Origin of the sequence: Acinetobacter sp. ANC 4973 (assembly GCF_002135275.1) — a bacterium.
Classification (GTDB): Bacteria; Pseudomonadota; Gammaproteobacteria; order Pseudomonadales; family Moraxellaceae; genus Acinetobacter; species Acinetobacter kyonggiensis.
This window is the reverse complement of the sequence record NZ_NEGM01000029.1, coordinates 1-15,994: the sequence shown is the minus strand read 5'-3', so window position 1 is coordinate 15,994 and position 15,994 is coordinate 1. Positions and strand designations below refer to the sequence as shown.

Sequence of the window (15,994 nt, the reverse complement as noted above, 5' to 3'; positions counted from 1 at the left end):
CAGTGATCATGTTTTTAACATAATCGGCGTGACCTGGACAGTCTACGTGAGCGTAGTGACGAACTGGAGAATCGTATTCTACGTGTGAAGTATTAATGGTAATACCACGTGCTTTTTCTTCTGGTGCAGAGTCAATTGCTGCGTAGTCTTTAGCTTCACCGCCGTAGTTTTTTGCACAAATTGTTGCAATCGCAGCAGTTAAAGTTGTTTTACCATGGTCAACGTGACCAATTGTGCCCACGTTTACGTGTGGCTTATTACGTTCAAACTTAGCCTTAGCCATGAGATCTTCCTTTTTAAACTACTCATGGGGGTTAACCCATGAGCACTTGGTTTTTAACTATGAATTAGTTTGGGCTTATAGTAATCGAAAGATTACTCGTCGTCACCTTTTTTACCGCCAGATTGGAACTTAGAAATGATGCCTTCAGCCACGTTACGTGGAGTTTCAGCATATTTAGCAAATTCCATAGAGTAGGTCGCACGACCTTGAGACATAGAACGCATAGACGTTGCGTAACCAAACATCTCAGCCAATGGAACTTCAGCTTTAATTGCTTTAGTACCACCAGGTAAGTCTTCCATACCCTGAACCATACCACGACGACGGTTTAAGTCACCCATGATATCGCCCATGTAGTCTTCTGGAGTTTCTACTTCAACTTTCATGATTGGTTCAAGAAGGATAGGATCCGCTTTCATGAAACCATCACGGAAGGCATAAGAACCTGCCATTTTGAACGATAATTCGTCAGAATCGACATCATGGTAAGAACCATCAAATAATGTCGCTTTGATACCCACAACAGGGTAACCAGCCAATACACCATTTTTCATACGTTCTTGAATACCTTTGTCTACCGCACCAAAGAATTCTTTAGGTACAGTACCGCCAACAACTTCTTCAGCGAATACGTATTCTTTACCAGCTTCTTCGACATTCATAGGTTCTAAACGAACATATACATGACCGAATTTACCTTTACCACCTGTTTGACGTACGAATTTGCCTTCTTGCTCAACAGTCTTTTTGATTGTTTCGCGGTAAGCAACCATTGGTTTACCAATGTTCGCTTCAACACCAAATTCACGCTTCATACGGTCAACAAGGATGTCAAGGTGAAGCTCACCCATACCAGCAATAATCGTTTGACCAGATTCTTCGTCTGTGCGAACACGGAACGATGGATCTTCTTTAGCCAAACGACCTAAAGCGATAGACATTTTTTCTTGGTCAGCTTTTGTCTTAGGCTCTACAGCTAAAGAAATTACTGGCTCAGGGAATTCCATACGCTCTAAAGTAATGACGTTTTTCTCATCACATAGTGTATCACCAGTGGTAACGTCTTTAAGACCTACACATGCAGCGATATCACCAGCGCGGATTTCTTCAACGTCTTGACGATCGTTTGCGTGCATTTGCACGATACGGCCAATACGTTCACGTTTACCTTTAACTGGGTTATATACTGGGTCGCCTTGTTTAAGCACACCAGAATAAACACGTACGAAAGTTAAGTTACCTACGAACTTGTCATTCATGATTTTGAATGCAAGTGCAGAGAACGGAGCTTCGTCAGATGCTTCACGAATCGCTTTAGTTTCAGCTTTGTCGTCAAGAATACCTTCGATAGGCTTAACTTCTGTAGGTGATGGTAAGAATTCAATCACAGCATCCAACATACGTTGAACACCTTTGTTTTTGAACGCTGTACCACAAAGCATTGGCTGAATTTGGCAAGCCAAAGTTTGTGCACGAATACCCGCAATGATTTGTTCTTTCGACAAGTCACCATTGTTTAGGTATTCGTCCATCAATTCTTCATTAGCTTCAGCCGCAGCTTCAACCATGTTAGTGCGCCATTCTTCAGCAAGCTCTTGAAGATCTGCAGGAATATCACCATATTCAAACTGCATACCTTGAGATGCTTCATCCCAAATGATTGCTTTCATTTCAACTAGGTCAACAACACCTGCGAATGTATCTTCAGCACCAATTGGAATTACTACAGGTACAGGGTGTGCACCTAAACGTGTCTTCATTTGTTCAACAACACGGAAGAAGTTTGCACCAGTACGGTCCATCTTGTTCACGAATGCTAAACGAGGCACTTTATATTTATTTGCTTGACGCCATACAGTTTCTGACTGTGGTTGTACACCACCTACAGCACAGTAAACCATGCATGCACCGTCAAGAACACGCATAGAACGCTCAACTTCGATTGTGAAGTCAACGTGTCCTGGTGTGTCAATTACGTTTACACGGTGTTCTGGGAATTGTTTACCCATACCAGACCAGAAACAAGTAGTAGCAGCTGAAGTGATTGTAATACCACGTTCTTGCTCTTGTTCCATCCAGTCCATTGTTGCTGCACCATCATGTACTTCACCAATTTTGTGAGATACACCTGTGTAGAACAAAATACGTTCAGTAGTCGTGGTTTTACCAGCATCAATATGAGCTGAAATACCAATGTTACGGTAACGAGAAATTGGGGTTTGACGAGCCATGATTTCTTGCATTCCTAAATTTTGTTGTTTAAAACAGGACGCTTTAAGCCGCATAGCAACTTAAAGCGATTCGATGACAATTCAGTGAAACTGACTCACCACCCTCCTGACTAGGGGCTGTTTTATCCGCTTAGAAACGGTAGTGAGAGAATGCTTTGTTGGCTTCAGCCATACGATGCACATCTTCACGTTTTTTAATAGCTGAGCCTTTACCTTCAGCTGCATCAAGCAACTCACCAGCAAGACGTAAAGCCATAGTTTTTTCAGAACGCTTAGCAGCAGCATCTACTAACCAGCGCATAGCTAAGGCAGTACGACGGGATGGGCGTACTTCCATAGGCACTTGATAAGTAGCACCACCAACACGGCGTGCTTTTACTTCGACCATAGGACGAACTTTTTCAAGAGTAGTCTCGAAAAATTCAACTGGGTCTACTTTACTTTTTTCTTGAACGCGGTCTAAAGCACCGTAAACGATACTTTCAGCAATAGATTTTTTACCATCTTGCATTACGTGGTTCATGAATTTAGCGATTGTTTGGCTGCCGAACTTAGGATCCGGAAGGATTTCACGGGCAGCGACTACGCGACGTCTTGGCATTTTAATACACCTATAAATATGACACTTCAGGTTTATCCAGCATGAGTACAAAGTGTCATGTACTGTTCGCTGGCCTTACTACACGTCGCTTGAATTTCACAAAATTAAATGCAGAAATCAGACAAGCGAGACGATAAAGGATTGCGGTTCTACGTTCTTAAGAAAATGATCTTAAAAGATTATTTCTTAGGACGTTTAGTACCGTATTTAGAACGAGACTGGTTACGATCTTTAACACCAGCGCAGTCTAAAGAACCACGAACGGTATGGTAACGTACACCTGGTAAGTCTTTAACACGACCACCACGGATAAGAACAACACTGTGCTCTTGTAAGTTATGGCCTTCACCACCGATATAGCTTGATACTTCAAAACCTGAAGTTAAGCGAACACGGCAAACTTTACGCATTGCTGAGTTAGGTTTTTTAGGTGTAGTAGTGTAAACACGTGTACAAACACCACGACGTTGTGGACAAGCCTTCAACGCAGGAACTTTTGATTTTTCAATCAAAGTCGTACGACCCTTACGGATCAACTGATTTGTTGTTGCCATTTGGCAAATCTCCCGTTAATAAAAAGCCTCAAAAAAATACTACTTTTCGAGGGCACGCAATTGTAAGCGAAGATAGAAAAATGGTCAATATTCGAGGTGATGTCAAATATTGACCATTTCCTTGTATTTGGACCGTTTGAAAGCACTTACCAGACTTCATGCTGTGCTTTTATGATTTCTTTTTTGTAACTTTTTTCTTTACAGCGACAGGTTCATCATTTGCTTGAGGTTGAATGGAGGCAGACTGATCACCCTCCTCTGCTACACCATTATCGTCTACTGCATATTCATCCAACTCAAATTCTTCTACAGAGATTGCTGGTTTTTGAGGTTCTACATATTCGTGTTGCTCAAGCATTTGTTCCGCCAACTGCTCTAAACCCTGTTGAACTTTTTGACTTTTTTCAGTTTCATCTACTTTTAGAGAGTCTGTTTTCTTTTTAATGGTCACTTTAGAAATGGTCTGATGGTTATCAATCTTTATTTCCTGATCTAATTTAATATCACTTGCAACCACATCCACTTTAGCAAAATGATCTAATAATTTTGGCGTTGCTTGTGCCAATAATTCTAATGATTTTTCATAAGCGGCTATAGCCGACAACTCGACACCCTGATGCTGCTGTAAATAACTTCGTGCATGGGAAAATATTTGTTGTGCTTTCTGATTTACATCTTCAACCAATTTCCAGCTATATGCTGCACCAATGCTTGCACCAACAACGGGGGTCAATTTACCCAGCAGTGAAACTTTAGGAATATGATTCAACCAATCCCATTTCATTTCACCACTTTCATTGACCAACCATTTTTTTAGCGACTCAATATCATTACTTGAACCCAATATTTGTTGGAATTGAGAAATGTCATGTGTTTGCAACATATTTGATAAAGCTTTTAACGCCATCAATATACTTTGTTTCTCTGCAATCATGCCCAAATCAATTTGTTTAAAAACAAACTGAACAATATCTTGTTCGGTTTCTTTATTCAGTTCAAAACCATAAGCACGTCCAACTTGATAAATCATACGTAAAGACATCACTAAGGACAGCGGAACATCAATCGCTGAACCGATGACGCCTGTCGCACCAGTTACAGCACCTTGCAACGATGCAATCCATTTATTTTGTTCTGCCAATGCTTGGCTAATTCGCTTGGAACGATCAACATCTTGAGTCAGTTCTTCTAAATCTCGTGCGCCTGCTTGATCAAGCACCAGATCGACAGAGCTTAAATCCGAGGTAAATTGATTCAGATGATCAAAAAAATAGTCTGATAATTTATCTGAAAATTCTGGGGACACAAAATTGGCAACACGATTCACTTTATTATATTGACGACCCAATAATTGTTTAGAAACATTGGGCAAATACTCACGCAACATTTGTTGAGGATTCTCATATTTCGACGATTCAAATGGACTCATATGACCTGCACTTCCCTCAAACGCCTGAACACCTCGTGAAGGGTGCATCGCCTTCGTCACCCTGTCTGAAGCGACGTGGCTCAGCACACCCATTCCAGTTGTACTGATCTTTTTAGCCACTCCAAAGGCATTTGAGAAGAAACTATGTGAATGTTTATTATTACTATCTGTCATTCTTTATCCTCATTTTTGATTCTTACAATTATTGATAAATACTAGGCATAGTCTAAGTTTATCTCAATATTAATGTGTGTGTTTTAGTTAATTGCTTTGTGGTTGTTTCACAAATCCACAGACAGGGAAATAGGCATAATATTTGCCATAAGAATTCAAAATTCTTTCTGCTATCATGATTGCAATTCAAAAATATGAGCTGCGTGCCACCGGCTGCTGATTCCAGCGCCCGCAAGGCATGCCTCAATCTCACCATAAAGGGATCTGTAGATGAAACGTGTTGTAATCACTGGTATGGGCATTAACTCATGCATTGGTAATACATTGGAAGATGTCACTCACTCTTTGCAAAACGGGATTTCGGGAACACGTTTTAACCCCATTTATGCGGAAATGAATTTTAAAAGCCATATCAGCGCAGCTGCTGAACAGAACTTTGACGGCATTGACCGCCGCTTAAAGCGCTTTATGGGCGTATGTGCAATGTATGCCTATAACGCAGCATTGGCGGCTGTTCAACATGCTGGTCTGACCGCAGAACAGATTGGTGGCAACCCGCGCTACGGCATTGCTGGTGGTTCAGGTGGCGGCTCTACAGCTTCTGTGATGGAAATGAAAGAGCTACTGGACACCAAAGGCGCACGTAAAGTTGGCCCGTTCTTTGTGCCACGCAACATGTCTAACACCATTACAGCCAACGTCGGTGTTGCCTTCAAAATGCAAGGCATTGCACATACCATTACTAGCGCCTGTGCAACGTCTGCCGATGCCATTGGCTATGCCTATAACCTGATTCAATTAGGCAAACAGGATTTAATGCTGGCGGGTGGCGGTGAAGAAGATCACTGGTCACAAAGCTTACTTTTTGATGCTATGGGCGCGCTTTGCTCTAAATACAATGACACACCTGAAACAGCTTCTCGTCCTTACTCTGCTGACCGTGATGGTTTTGTGATTGCCGGTGGTGGTGGTTTCGTGGTGCTTGAATCACTTGAACATGCGCAAGCTCGCGGTGCAACTATTTTGGCTGAAGTTGTTGGCTATGCTGCCAATAGTGATGGTGCAGATATGGTTGCGCCAAGTGGTGAAGGTGCAACACGTTGTATCCTTATGGCCTTAGAAGAAGCCAAACAACATGGTGTAGATAGCATTGATTATGTAAATACTCATGGTACATCTACCCCAGCAGGCGATATTACTGAACTGCAAGCTATGGGCCGTGCTTTTGGTGAAGGTCATGTACCACCGCTTAGTTCGACTAAATCGATGACAGGTCATAGCTTAGGTGCTGCTGGTGTACAAGAAGCAATTTATTCGATCCTAATGATGCAAAATGACTTTATTGCACCAAACATCAATGTGACTGAACTTGATGAAGGTACAAAAGGTTATGACATCGTACTTGAAAAACGTGACGCAAAATTGAATACTGTGATGAGTAACAGTTTTGGCTTTGGCGGTGTAAACGCCTGCCTCGTTTTCAAGAAATGGGATGCATAATCCCTAATAGGATTTTCGATGGATGCACCTTCTGATGCTTTCTTGTGGGTAAAAGCATTACATATTATTGCTGTGGTCTGCTGGTTCGCTGCTTTGTTCTACTTACCACGTTTATATGTTTACCATGCCATGAGTGATGATGCCGTCAGTCATCAGCGTTTCGAAATCATGGAACGTAAGTTGTACCGCGGCATTATGTGGCCATCTATGATTGCCACGCTCATCACGGCGCACTTTTTGGTAGATTGGGGCGATGCAACGCGCCACTATCATGAAGCGCTATGGTTTTACCTCAAAGTTGGCTTGGTTGGTTTGTTGGTAATTTACCACTTTGTTTGTGGTTATTACCGCAAAAAACTGATTGGCAATGCACATTATAAATCGCATAAGTTCTGGCGTTTTTTTAATGAAATGCCAACCCTGATTTTAGTTGCAGTGATCATTTTGGTGGTGGTTAAGCCGCAGTTTTAATCCATCTCTTAAAAAAACCTCCAAATCGGGAGGTTTTTATTTTTTAAATTATATTTATTTTTGAATAAAAAACAAACTATAAGAATTGCTATATTTATATTAAAAAATGATTGTATTACTTATAAATGGATAACCATGAAAAAGAAAAAAAATTATATAGTAATATTTATTTTCATTATTACATTTGTAATATTTTTTGACTTATATGGAAAACTTAAGACCTTCTTACAATACAAATCAATATTTGATGCCTTATATTTTGGCGAATTAATGAAAGAAAAAAATCTAGTTTTAGAGAACTGTACTTATTTAGCTTTAGAACAAAAAAATAATAAAAATCTTATTCAGGCAGATACTTATAAAAAAACACTAAAAAATGCTCAATGTTTGAGCCAAGCTAAACTTATTTCAATTAAATTCGTTCATTCTGATTATTCAATTGTTACATTTTCATGTGAAGACAATAATCTAGTACTTGAATATTCATGGACTAACTTTCAAGAATCTTGCAGTATAATTGAGATGCAAAAAGAAAGTTATATGCCTCTAATTACAACTCAACATATCAACTCTCCTTAGCTCACATTTCATTACCCATAAAACTATCACTCAAACCGAATCACTTATTATCTGAAGTAATCAATCTAGTTCGAATTTTTAAATTCAATGGGGCTGAATAATATTTTTCAATTGCCCAACTCAAAATAAAAGTCCCGATAAAGAATACGGGCAACAATATTAATTTTTCGGTTGGCAAGGTTTGTTTTGGAAAATAGAATACTTTAATCAAGCCTAAAACAATTAAATGAAACAAATACATTTCATAACTGCGTTGCCCGATCCAGAGCATCACTTTAGACATTTTCGATTGAGCTACTGCTCGAGGGTTTTGTGCAAAACAGAAAATTAACACTGCTGATAACAATGCAAAAATGCTGATTCCCCATGTACTCACTTCTTTAATGGGCGCATATAAATAAAGACCAATCATCAATAAAGAAATAAAAAGAATGACAGACTGATTCATTTTTCTATTCAATTGAAACCTTTGTGCCATTAAAGCAGTTAAACAGCCTATTGCGATCCCATCAAAACTAGAGAAATAATGATAAAGGTATGCGCCACTTTCCTCAGCAAAATGTAATGCACGAAAATACGGTGCATAACAAATCACGGCCAATAAAAACAAAATAAAACCTTTACCACGCCCCAATAGCAAACAGAGCATTGGAAAAACCAAATAAAAAACTTCTTCTACCGATAGTGACCACAACACACCAAGCGCATAATTGACCCAGCCATATTGAATAATCAGAATATTCATCCAAAAACTAAAAGCTGAAAACACTGTTAAGCCATAGGACACTTCAATATCATTCGGCGCTTGATTTAAAAATGGCTTTAAACCAAAACTTCCGAGAATAGTCACCACTGCGACCAATAAAACCAAACATGGCACAATGCGCGCAATACGGCGAATGTAGAAGTCTTTAAGATTGATTTGAGCGAGTGAAGCACTGCGCTGTAATGTGTGTTGGGTAATTAAAAAACCTGAAATAACAAAGAACATCGTCACGCCATAATTACCATTGCGGGCAATTAAAGTACTCAAGCTTTCTCCAAAGATATCTACGCCTAAAAATGTATCATGCAGTTTATAAGGGATATTAAAATGGTGGAATAAAACTAAAAGTATGGAGATTCCACGTAATACATCAATTTTATAATTTCGCATCCAAACTGTTCTTATTTTCAAAGTGTTCTATTAAATAATAATGATCATATAATTGCATTTAATTTTTGATAAAAATTAAGAAGCATTATTTTTACATTCTGAACATTGCTCAATAAAAAAGGGCTGATATATAAATATCAGCCCTTTTAAAATTCAAATCAAATCATGACTAAAGCTTTTTGTTCAGCTTTTTCATGCGTGGATTATACAGAATGTGATACGTTACCGCCAAAATAACCAACCATAATGGGCTAATAATTAATGCTTTTAACGTATCTGGCTCTAGGCTTAAGATCACTAGCGTAAACAATAGGAATGCCAAAACAATGTAAGACATCCATATACCACCCGGCATTTTAAAGGTTGATTTCGTATGTAGCTCTGGATTCAACTTTCTATAGCGTAAATAACACACCATAATCAAGCTCCAAATACTAATAAACAAAATCACACACAGAGAGCTGGCCAAGGTAAACGCTTCTATGGTGTTCGGAACAAAATACTGTAATGCCGCGCCACTCATAATAAAGGCGCAAGAAAACAACAAGCCTTTCGCAGGAACTGCACGCGCAGAAAGTTCAGCCAACTTAGTTGGTGCTTGTCCTTCTTTGGCTAAACCAAACAACATACGACTGGTTGAAAATACACCACTATTCATTGAAGACAGTACTGAAGACAACACCACCAAGTTCATAATAATGGCTGAAACTGGAATACCTGCATGCAAGAACAAGGATACAAATGGGCTTTGATCTGCTGGAATTTCTGTCCATGGTGTCACAGACATCACAATAAATAATGCGAGAACATAAAATAAGATAATTCGTGTTGGAATAGCATTGACCGCTTTCGGTAGATTCTTTTCAGGATCTTTGGTTTCAGCAGCCATCGTACCAATCAATTCGACACCGACAAAGGCAAACAGTGCAATTTGGAAACCAGCCAAGAAGCCTTCGCCACCTTTAGGGAACATGCCGCCATGAGACCAAACATTACTAAAACTTGCGATTGAGCCACCCGGTGCTTGATAGTGAGTGAACACCATAAAACCACCAATAAAAATCAAACCAATAATGGCTAAAATTTTAATCAGCGCAAACCAAAATTCAATTTCACCAAATAATTTAACGGTAAGTAGATTAATCCCCAAAACAAAGAGCACACAGCCTGCACTAATCAGTGCCTGTCCCATTGGGGTGAAGGTCATGTCTGGCGGTAACCAAAAGCCTAAATAGTTAATAATGGCGGCTAAATCTGCGATACCCACCAAAATCCAGCCTAACCAATATGACCATCCAATATAATAACCTGCCCCCGGCCCGATTAAATCATGAGCCATATCAATAAATGATTTATAGTGTAAGTTCGATAATAAGATTTCACCTAATGCACGCATCAGGAAAAAGAACATACCGCCAATAATCATATAAATGATGAGAATTGAAGGTCCTGCTAGAGAAATGGTTTTTCCGGACCCCATAAAGAGTCCGGTTCCAATCGCACCACCAATGGCGATTAATTGTAAATGGCGGTTCGATAATTTTCGCTGAAGCTCATGGGGCGACGATTGTGCGTCTTCATGCTGGCTTGAAGTGGTCATAAAATATCCTTTTTGACATATCCCTTAACGGGTAAATCATGCTTTTGGCACTTGAGCGTTCTACTCAATAATTTGATTTACCCGTCCAAGAATGAAACGAAATGGATTACATTTCATCTTCATTCTAAGTATTTCATTTGTTTCTCAACAACACCACATTACTTTTGTGCTGCTGTTACTGCGATTTCAATGAGCCAATTTGGGTTAACCAAATCGGCTTGAATTGTTGCGCGCGAAGGTGCCACACAACCCTGAAGCCAGTCAATCCAAATTGCATTCACTGTTGAAAAATCGGGTAAGTTTTTTAAATAAATTTGAACAGACAATAATCGGGTCTTATCGGTATTGGCCAATGCCAGTAATTCATCAATGGTCGCTAAAATTTCACGCGTTTGCCCAGCGACATCTGCATCGGTATTTTTAGGCACTTGACCTGACAAATACACCACCTGATTAAACACGGTTACAGCGCTCATTACTTCGTTACTGTTGATCTTTTGGATATCATGGTTTGACATGCTTATGTCCTTATTCTTGGTTGATAAAATTGACACGTGCGGTGACTGCACACATCAGTTCATAGCCGATTGTTCCTGAACTTGCAGCGACTTCATCGATGGGAAGAATCGTGCCATTGGACGATTTCCCCCAAAGTACAACCTCGCTGCCCACGTCCACATCTTCAATATTTGAAATATCTACTGCGAGCATATCCATACTGATACGCCCAATGATTTTGGTCCGAATTGAATTCACCAATACAGGCGTTCCTGTCGGTGAAATACGTTGATAGCCATCAGCATAACCACACGCGACAATGCCGATTTTCATCGCTTGCTCGGCAATAAAAGTCGAGCCGTAGCCCACACTGTCATGGCTTTGGATGTCTTGAATGGCAATAATTTCACTGCGCAAGCTCATGCTCGGCTGCAAATTCCAATCTTGAATCGTGTGCGTTGGATAATCGGGAGAACTCCCATAAAGCATGATTCCACTGCGCACAGTGTCTGAATGTAGCGCTGAATGTCTAAGAATCGCAGCACTATTACACACCGTTCTTTCACCGGGTAAATCGCGAATCGTTTCTTCAAAAATGGTGTATTGATAGTCAATACCAGATTCGCCAAATCGATCACTGTCTGCATCGGAAAAATGCATCATATGGGTGATGCTTTGAATTTGATCCAGCTGATTTAATCTGTGCCAAGCATGTCGATAATGCTCAGGATGGAAGCCTAAACGGTTCATGCCACTATTCATTTTTAAATAAACATCAAAGTGAGCAACTGAAGAAAATTGCTCAATCCAACGAAGTTGATGTTCACTATGAATGGTAAAACTCAAATTTAACTCAAGGCAATCCTGTAAATCTTGCGCGGAAAAAATGCCTTCTAATAATAAAATTGCACCTGTCCAACCCAATTCACGCAACCGTCGAGCTTCTGCAATATCGAGCAAGGCAAAACCATCTGCCGTTTTAAATGACGAATAGACATGTTCGATACCGTGACCATATGCATTGGCTTTAACCACAGCAAAGACTTTGCTATTTGGCATCTGCTGTTTGGCAATGGTTAAATTATGCTGCAATGCTTCGTGATGAATGATTGCAGTAATTGGACGTGGCATTTTATTCTTCCTTGAATAATCAATTTCAGATGATTTTAAGCAGCATGTGGATAGCGCAGAATAGACAAGCCATCCGTACTAATATCTGGCTTATGATTCATGACCAAATCACTGATTAATTTGCCTGAACCACATGCCATGGTCCAACCTAAAGTGCCATGACCAGTATTAAGGAACAGATTTTTATAACCTGTTGCACCAATAATTGGTGTGCTATCTGGAGTCATTGGACGTAAACCTGTCCAGAAAGAAGCCTGTGCTAAATCACCACCCGGGAATAAATCTTGGGTGACCATTTCCAAAGTTGCACGGCGGTCGGTATTCAAGCCATGATTAAATCCACTCAATTCCGCCATACCACCAACACGAATACGTTGATCAAAACGCGTAATGGCAATTTTGTAGGTTTCATCCAGCACAGTTGATTGCGGTGCAAAAGCAGGATCGATAATTGGGATTGTAAGTGAATATCCTTTCACAGGATAAACAGGTAAATTCAAATTAAGTGGTTTAAGGAAGTCACGTGAGTAGCTCCCAAATGCCAAGACGTAACGATCCGCAGTTAAGACTTTACCATCGACCACAACACCTTTAATCTCATCACCTTCAACCACAAGTCTTTCAACATTTTGGTTAAATTTGAAATCGACACCTAAACCTTTGGCTAAATCGGCTAAGGCATTGGTGAACATATAACAGTCACCTGTTTCATCATTCGGCAAATGCAAACCACCGACCAATTTATCTTTGGCATGTTCTAAAGCAGGTTCTACTTTTGCAAGTTCATCTTTAAGTAACAGTTCATAATCTACGCCACATTCTTTAAGCACTTGAATATCACGCTGTACTGCATCAAGTTGAGCTTCATTACGGAAGACTTGTAATGTTCCTTTCGAGCGATGTTCGTAACTGATTCCAGTCTCTTTTCTAAGCTCTCGTAAACAATCACGGCTATATTCTGCAACACGGGTCATGCGCTCTTTATTGATGGCATAGCTATTTGGATTGCAGTTTTTAAGCATTTGCGCCATCCAATTCAACTGCCACATACTGCCATCAATATTAATGGCAAGTGGCGCATGATGTTGGAACATCCATTTTACAGCTTTAAAAGGAATCCCTGGTGCAGCCCAAGGTGTAGAATATCCAGGTGAGATTTGTCCTGCATTACCAAAACTGGTTTCTTCTGCTGGACCCGACTGGCGGTCTAAAACAGTTACGGTTGCTCCCTGCTGCGCTAGGTAATACGCACTTGCAACACCAATAACACCGCTACCTAAGACAATTACACGCATCGCTCTTCCTTTACGTATATTTAGTTTATTTAACTAGTATATTTTGCAATAAATAGTTTTTTTCACTGTTTTAATCACTATAATGTAGTTAAATTAATAAATTCAGTATGAAATAACCCTAAAAAAAGGAAAAAACTCATGCGTAAATTAGATCGAATTGATCATCAAATTTTAGAGATCTTGCAACGTAATGGGCGGATTGCAATTAGTGAGTTGGCATCACGGGTTAATTTATCGACCACACCCTGCTCTGAACGCGTGAAGCGTTTAGAACGGGATGGTATTATTATGGGCTACTATGCTCGACTTAACCCTGAGTTGGTAAATCGCAGTTTATTGGTTTTTTTAGAAATTAAATTATCGGCTAAATCGGGCGATGTGTTTGATCAGGTTGCCCGTGACCTGATTGAAATCCCTGAAGTCTTAGAATGCCATCTCATTTCAGGTGAATTCGATTATTTGGTCAAAGCTCGCCTAAAAGAAATGAGTGCCTATCGTCGCTTACTAGGTGATTTACTGAAGAAATTACCCTCTTCCGCATCATCACATAGTTATATCGTGATGGAAGAAGTGAAAGAAACGCTATACCTCGATTTGAGATAACATTTAAGACGAATAAGATGAACTAAAAATCGTCTTAAATGTAAATCCCAACAAGACTTTGCTGTAAAAAAGCGATTTACGCGTCAGAAATCACGCAATCGCTTGATCAGAATTAATGCCCGACATGATTCAAAATTTCTGAAAATTGTTGAATTCGTGCTTTGGGTTGTGCCGCATCCAACTCTGCTTTTGAACCATAACCATATTCCACCGCAATGGTTTCTATTCCATAACGACGCGCACCAAAAATATCATGCTCACGATCACCAACCATTAAACATTCAGCCGAATCTAACTGTTCTTTTTTAAGAATATATTCAATCAAATCACCTTTATTGGTACGCTCCCCGTTTAATTCGCTGCCATAGGGATATTCAAAATATTGCAATAAATCAAAATGCTCTAAAATTTGTTTGGCATACACTTCAGGTTTTGCCGTTGCTAAAAATAGACGGTAGCCTTGTTCTTGCAATGCTTTTAAGGTTTCAGCCACTTGAGGAAAAACGTGGTTTTCATATAAACCCGTAACCGCAAATCGTTCACGATATCCCATTAAAGCTTGTTCAGCCAAAACATCATGTACATCGACATTTAAAATTTTTGCCAGAGAAGCTTTTAATGGCGGGCCAATAATCCAATCAATATTGACATCATCGGCAATGGGATGACCAATTTTATTTAAACCATAACGTGCACTGGTGGTAATCCCCACTTTGGGATCCGTAAGTGTTCCATCTAAATCAATCAAAATATTTTTAATCACAGACTGACCCTTTTCACTTAAATTTTTACTAAATAAATACTATCGAGACTTGGCTCAAATTTACCTATACTAAGGCAAATTTTGTCAAGAAGGATATCATGGTGCGCCCTACTGTACTTTGCTTTTCTGGTTTAGATCCATCAGGCGGAGCTGGCTTGCAAGCAGATATTGAAGCGATTGGTCAAAGTGGTGCACATGCAGCCATTGCGTGTACCGCCCTGACAATTCAAAACTCGCAACAAGTGTTTGGCTTTACAGCGACCTCTAAAGAACTTTTACTTGCTCAAGCCCATGCTGTGGTCGGTGATTTGCCCATTAAGTGTGTTAAGTCTGGCATGCTCGGCACCACGGATAATATTGCGGCTTTGGCTGAATTTCTACGCGAGCATCCAGACTATTTATATGTGCTCGATCCTGTACTCGTTGCCAATAGTGGCGGTTCATTAGGGAATCAGGAAACATTGGTTAAAGCTTTTGTAGAGCTCGTTCCTTTGGCGACAGTGATTACTCCGAATACTGTTGAACTGCGTGCTTTAACTGGTGAACAAGACTTAGAAAAAGCCACAGCGAAACTCTTTGAAATGGGTGCTCAAGCCGTTTTAATCAAAGGTGGACATGAAGACACCCCTGACTATATTCGCAATGCTTTATACATCAATACTCAATTGGTTTCTGAAACTCGATGCCCGCGTCTTAAAGGGGAATATCACGGTTCAGGTTGCTCATTGGCGAGCTTTATTGCAGGTCGTTTAGCGCAAGGTGATGAATTAAAAGTTGCTGTTAATCATGCTGAAGCATGGCTCTTTGGCGTACTGAAAAATGCTGAAATGCCTGTGCCAAATGGGCAGAGAATTCCTAAGCGCTTTTAATCCTCAAGCGATTAAAACCTGTTCATCCATTCGTTTATCGCTTGGAGATCAGGTTTTATCCTATTTTAAAAAGCGGCAACAGGTGTTTCATTGATCCATAAAAAAAAGGGTAGTGTTTAAATTTAACGTGTTATCCACCTATTTTTCATATCCTGATTATATTTCAACAAAAATAGATGTAAGACAGCCTCGTGATTCTCTTTCTTCTTTGAAAAGCTCAAAGTTTTTCGTGTAAAACGTCCTAAGCGATTTCTCAG

The 15,994-nt window shown here is 39.9% G+C and carries 16 protein-coding genes; 5 read left to right on the top strand and 11 right to left on the bottom strand.

Going from position 1 to position 15,994, the window contains the following annotated elements; genetic code table 11:
- The 5 genes from B9T30_RS16125 to B9T30_RS16105 all read right to left on the bottom strand — a co-directional run.
- A partial coding sequence (locus B9T30_RS16125) for a GTP-binding protein (protein ID WP_086185894.1) occupies nt 1-283 on the bottom strand: 283 nt, incomplete at its 3' end.
- 92 nt (nt 284-375) lie between these two features.
- On the bottom strand, nt 376-2,514 hold the full coding sequence (gene fusA / locus B9T30_RS16120) for an elongation factor G (protein ID WP_086185893.1): 2,139 nt from the start codon (nt 2,512-2,514) through the stop codon (nt 376-378).
- 130 nt (nt 2,515-2,644) lie between these two features.
- Nucleotides 2,645-3,115 (bottom strand): 30S ribosomal protein S7, encoded by a 471-nt coding sequence (rpsG, locus tag B9T30_RS16115; RefSeq protein WP_004648014.1) that lies wholly within the window; start codon nt 3,113-3,115, stop codon nt 2,645-2,647.
- A 179-nt stretch (nt 3,116-3,294) separates the two neighbouring features.
- Nucleotides 3,295-3,669, bottom strand: a complete 375-nt coding sequence (rpsL, locus tag B9T30_RS16110) for a 30S ribosomal protein S12 (protein WP_004648013.1) — start codon at nt 3,667-3,669, stop codon at nt 3,295-3,297.
- A gap of 169 nt (nt 3,670-3,838) precedes the next feature.
- A complete protein-coding gene (locus B9T30_RS16105) occupies nt 3,839-5,272 on the bottom strand; it encodes an EcsC family protein (protein ID WP_086185892.1) in 1,434 nt (477 codons plus the stop codon).
- 270 nt (nt 5,273-5,542) lie between these two features.
- Between B9T30_RS16105 and B9T30_RS16100 the strand changes: the two genes are divergently transcribed.
- The 3 genes from B9T30_RS16100 to B9T30_RS16090 all read left to right on the top strand — a co-directional run bounded on the left by B9T30_RS16100 (nt 5,543) and on the right by B9T30_RS16090 (nt 7,822).
- Entirely contained in the window at nt 5,543-6,772 is a 1,230-nt protein-coding gene (locus tag B9T30_RS16100; protein ID WP_086185891.1) for a beta-ketoacyl synthase N-terminal-like domain-containing protein, read from the top strand.
- Nucleotides 6,773-6,790: 18 nt separating this feature from the next.
- Entirely contained in the window at nt 6,791-7,243 is a 453-nt protein-coding gene (gene hemJ / locus B9T30_RS16095; protein WP_086185890.1) for a protoporphyrinogen oxidase HemJ, read from the top strand.
- Nucleotides 7,244-7,378: 135 nt separating this feature from the next.
- A complete protein-coding gene (locus B9T30_RS16090; protein WP_086185889.1) occupies nt 7,379-7,822 on the top strand; it encodes a hypothetical protein in 444 nt (147 codons plus the stop codon).
- Nucleotides 7,823-7,862: 40 nt separating this feature from the next.
- On the opposite strand, the gene B9T30_RS16085 is transcribed toward B9T30_RS16090, so the two are convergent.
- From B9T30_RS16085 to B9T30_RS16065, 5 genes are all read right to left on the bottom strand, one after another.
- Nucleotides 7,863-8,978, bottom strand: a complete 1,116-nt coding sequence (locus B9T30_RS16085; protein ID WP_086185888.1) for an acyltransferase family protein — start codon at nt 8,976-8,978, stop codon at nt 7,863-7,865.
- Between the two features lie 169 nt (nt 8,979-9,147).
- Nucleotides 9,148-10,578: an amino acid permease gene (locus B9T30_RS16080; protein WP_086185887.1), complete on the bottom strand. Its 1,431-nt coding sequence runs from the start codon at nt 10,576-10,578 to the stop codon at nt 9,148-9,150.
- A 158-nt stretch (nt 10,579-10,736) separates the two neighbouring features.
- Nucleotides 10,737-11,096, bottom strand: a complete 360-nt coding sequence (locus B9T30_RS16075; protein ID WP_086185886.1) for a RidA family protein — start codon at nt 11,094-11,096, stop codon at nt 10,737-10,739.
- 10 nt (nt 11,097-11,106) lie between these two features.
- A complete protein-coding gene (alr, locus tag B9T30_RS16070; protein WP_086185885.1) occupies nt 11,107-12,207 on the bottom strand; it encodes an alanine racemase in 1,101 nt (366 codons plus the stop codon).
- A 35-nt stretch (nt 12,208-12,242) separates the two neighbouring features.
- Nucleotides 12,243-13,502, bottom strand: coding sequence for a D-amino acid dehydrogenase (locus tag B9T30_RS16065; protein WP_086185884.1), 1,260 nt, complete (start codon nt 13,500-13,502; stop codon nt 12,243-12,245).
- A gap of 138 nt (nt 13,503-13,640) precedes the next feature.
- Here B9T30_RS16065 and B9T30_RS16060 point away from each other — a divergent pair, with 138 nt between their 5' ends.
- Nucleotides 13,641-14,105, top strand: a complete 465-nt coding sequence (locus B9T30_RS16060; protein ID WP_086185883.1) for an Lrp/AsnC ligand binding domain-containing protein — start codon at nt 13,641-13,643, stop codon at nt 14,103-14,105.
- A 112-nt stretch (nt 14,106-14,217) separates the two neighbouring features.
- Here the strand turns inward: B9T30_RS16060 and B9T30_RS16055 are convergent, their stop codons facing one another.
- Nucleotides 14,218-14,868, bottom strand: a complete 651-nt coding sequence (locus tag B9T30_RS16055; RefSeq protein WP_086185882.1) for an HAD-IA family hydrolase — start codon at nt 14,866-14,868, stop codon at nt 14,218-14,220.
- Nucleotides 14,869-14,969: 101 nt separating this feature from the next.
- Between B9T30_RS16055 and B9T30_RS16050 the strand changes: the two genes are divergently transcribed.
- Nucleotides 14,970-15,737: a hydroxymethylpyrimidine/phosphomethylpyrimidine kinase gene (locus B9T30_RS16050; RefSeq protein ID WP_086185895.1), complete on the top strand. Its 768-nt coding sequence runs from the start codon at nt 14,970-14,972 to the stop codon at nt 15,735-15,737.
- The last annotated feature ends 257 nt before the right edge of the window (nt 15,738-15,994 follow it).

Excerpts from the sequence above, each read along its gene's own strand:
- B9T30_RS16105 (WP_086185892.1), bottom strand. The coding sequence starts at position 5,272 with ATGACAGATAGTAATAATAAACATTCACATAGTTTCTTCTCAAATGCC.
- hemJ (WP_086185890.1), top strand. The coding sequence starts at position 6,791 with ATGGATGCACCTTCTGATGCTTTCTTGTGGGTAAAAGCATTACATATT.
- fusA (WP_086185893.1), bottom strand. The coding sequence starts at position 2,514 with ATGGCTCGTCAAACCCCAATTTCTCGTTACCGTAACATTGGTATTTCA.
- B9T30_RS16060 (WP_086185883.1), top strand. The coding sequence starts at position 13,641 with ATGCGTAAATTAGATCGAATTGATCATCAAATTTTAGAGATCTTGCAA.
- rpsG (WP_004648014.1), bottom strand. The coding sequence starts at position 3,115 with ATGCCAAGACGTCGCGTAGTCGCTGCCCGTGAAATCCTTCCGGATCCT.
- B9T30_RS16080 (WP_086185887.1), bottom strand. The coding sequence starts at position 10,578 with ATGACCACTTCAAGCCAGCATGAAGACGCACAATCGTCGCCCCATGAG.
- B9T30_RS16085 (WP_086185888.1), bottom strand. The coding sequence starts at position 8,978 with ATGCGAAATTATAAAATTGATGTATTACGTGGAATCTCCATACTTTTA.
- B9T30_RS16075 (WP_086185886.1), bottom strand. The coding sequence starts at position 11,096 with ATGTCAAACCATGATATCCAAAAGATCAACAGTAACGAAGTAATGAGC.
- B9T30_RS16090 (WP_086185889.1), top strand. The coding sequence starts at position 7,379 with ATGAAAAAGAAAAAAAATTATATAGTAATATTTATTTTCATTATTACA.
- rpsL (WP_004648013.1), bottom strand. The coding sequence starts at position 3,669 with ATGGCAACAACAAATCAGTTGATCCGTAAGGGTCGTACGACTTTGATT.
- B9T30_RS16100 (WP_086185891.1), top strand. The coding sequence starts at position 5,543 with ATGAAACGTGTTGTAATCACTGGTATGGGCATTAACTCATGCATTGGT.
- B9T30_RS16065 (WP_086185884.1), bottom strand. The coding sequence starts at position 13,502 with ATGCGTGTAATTGTCTTAGGTAGCGGTGTTATTGGTGTTGCAAGTGCG.
- alr (WP_086185885.1), bottom strand. The coding sequence starts at position 12,207 with ATGCCACGTCCAATTACTGCAATCATTCATCACGAAGCATTGCAGCAT.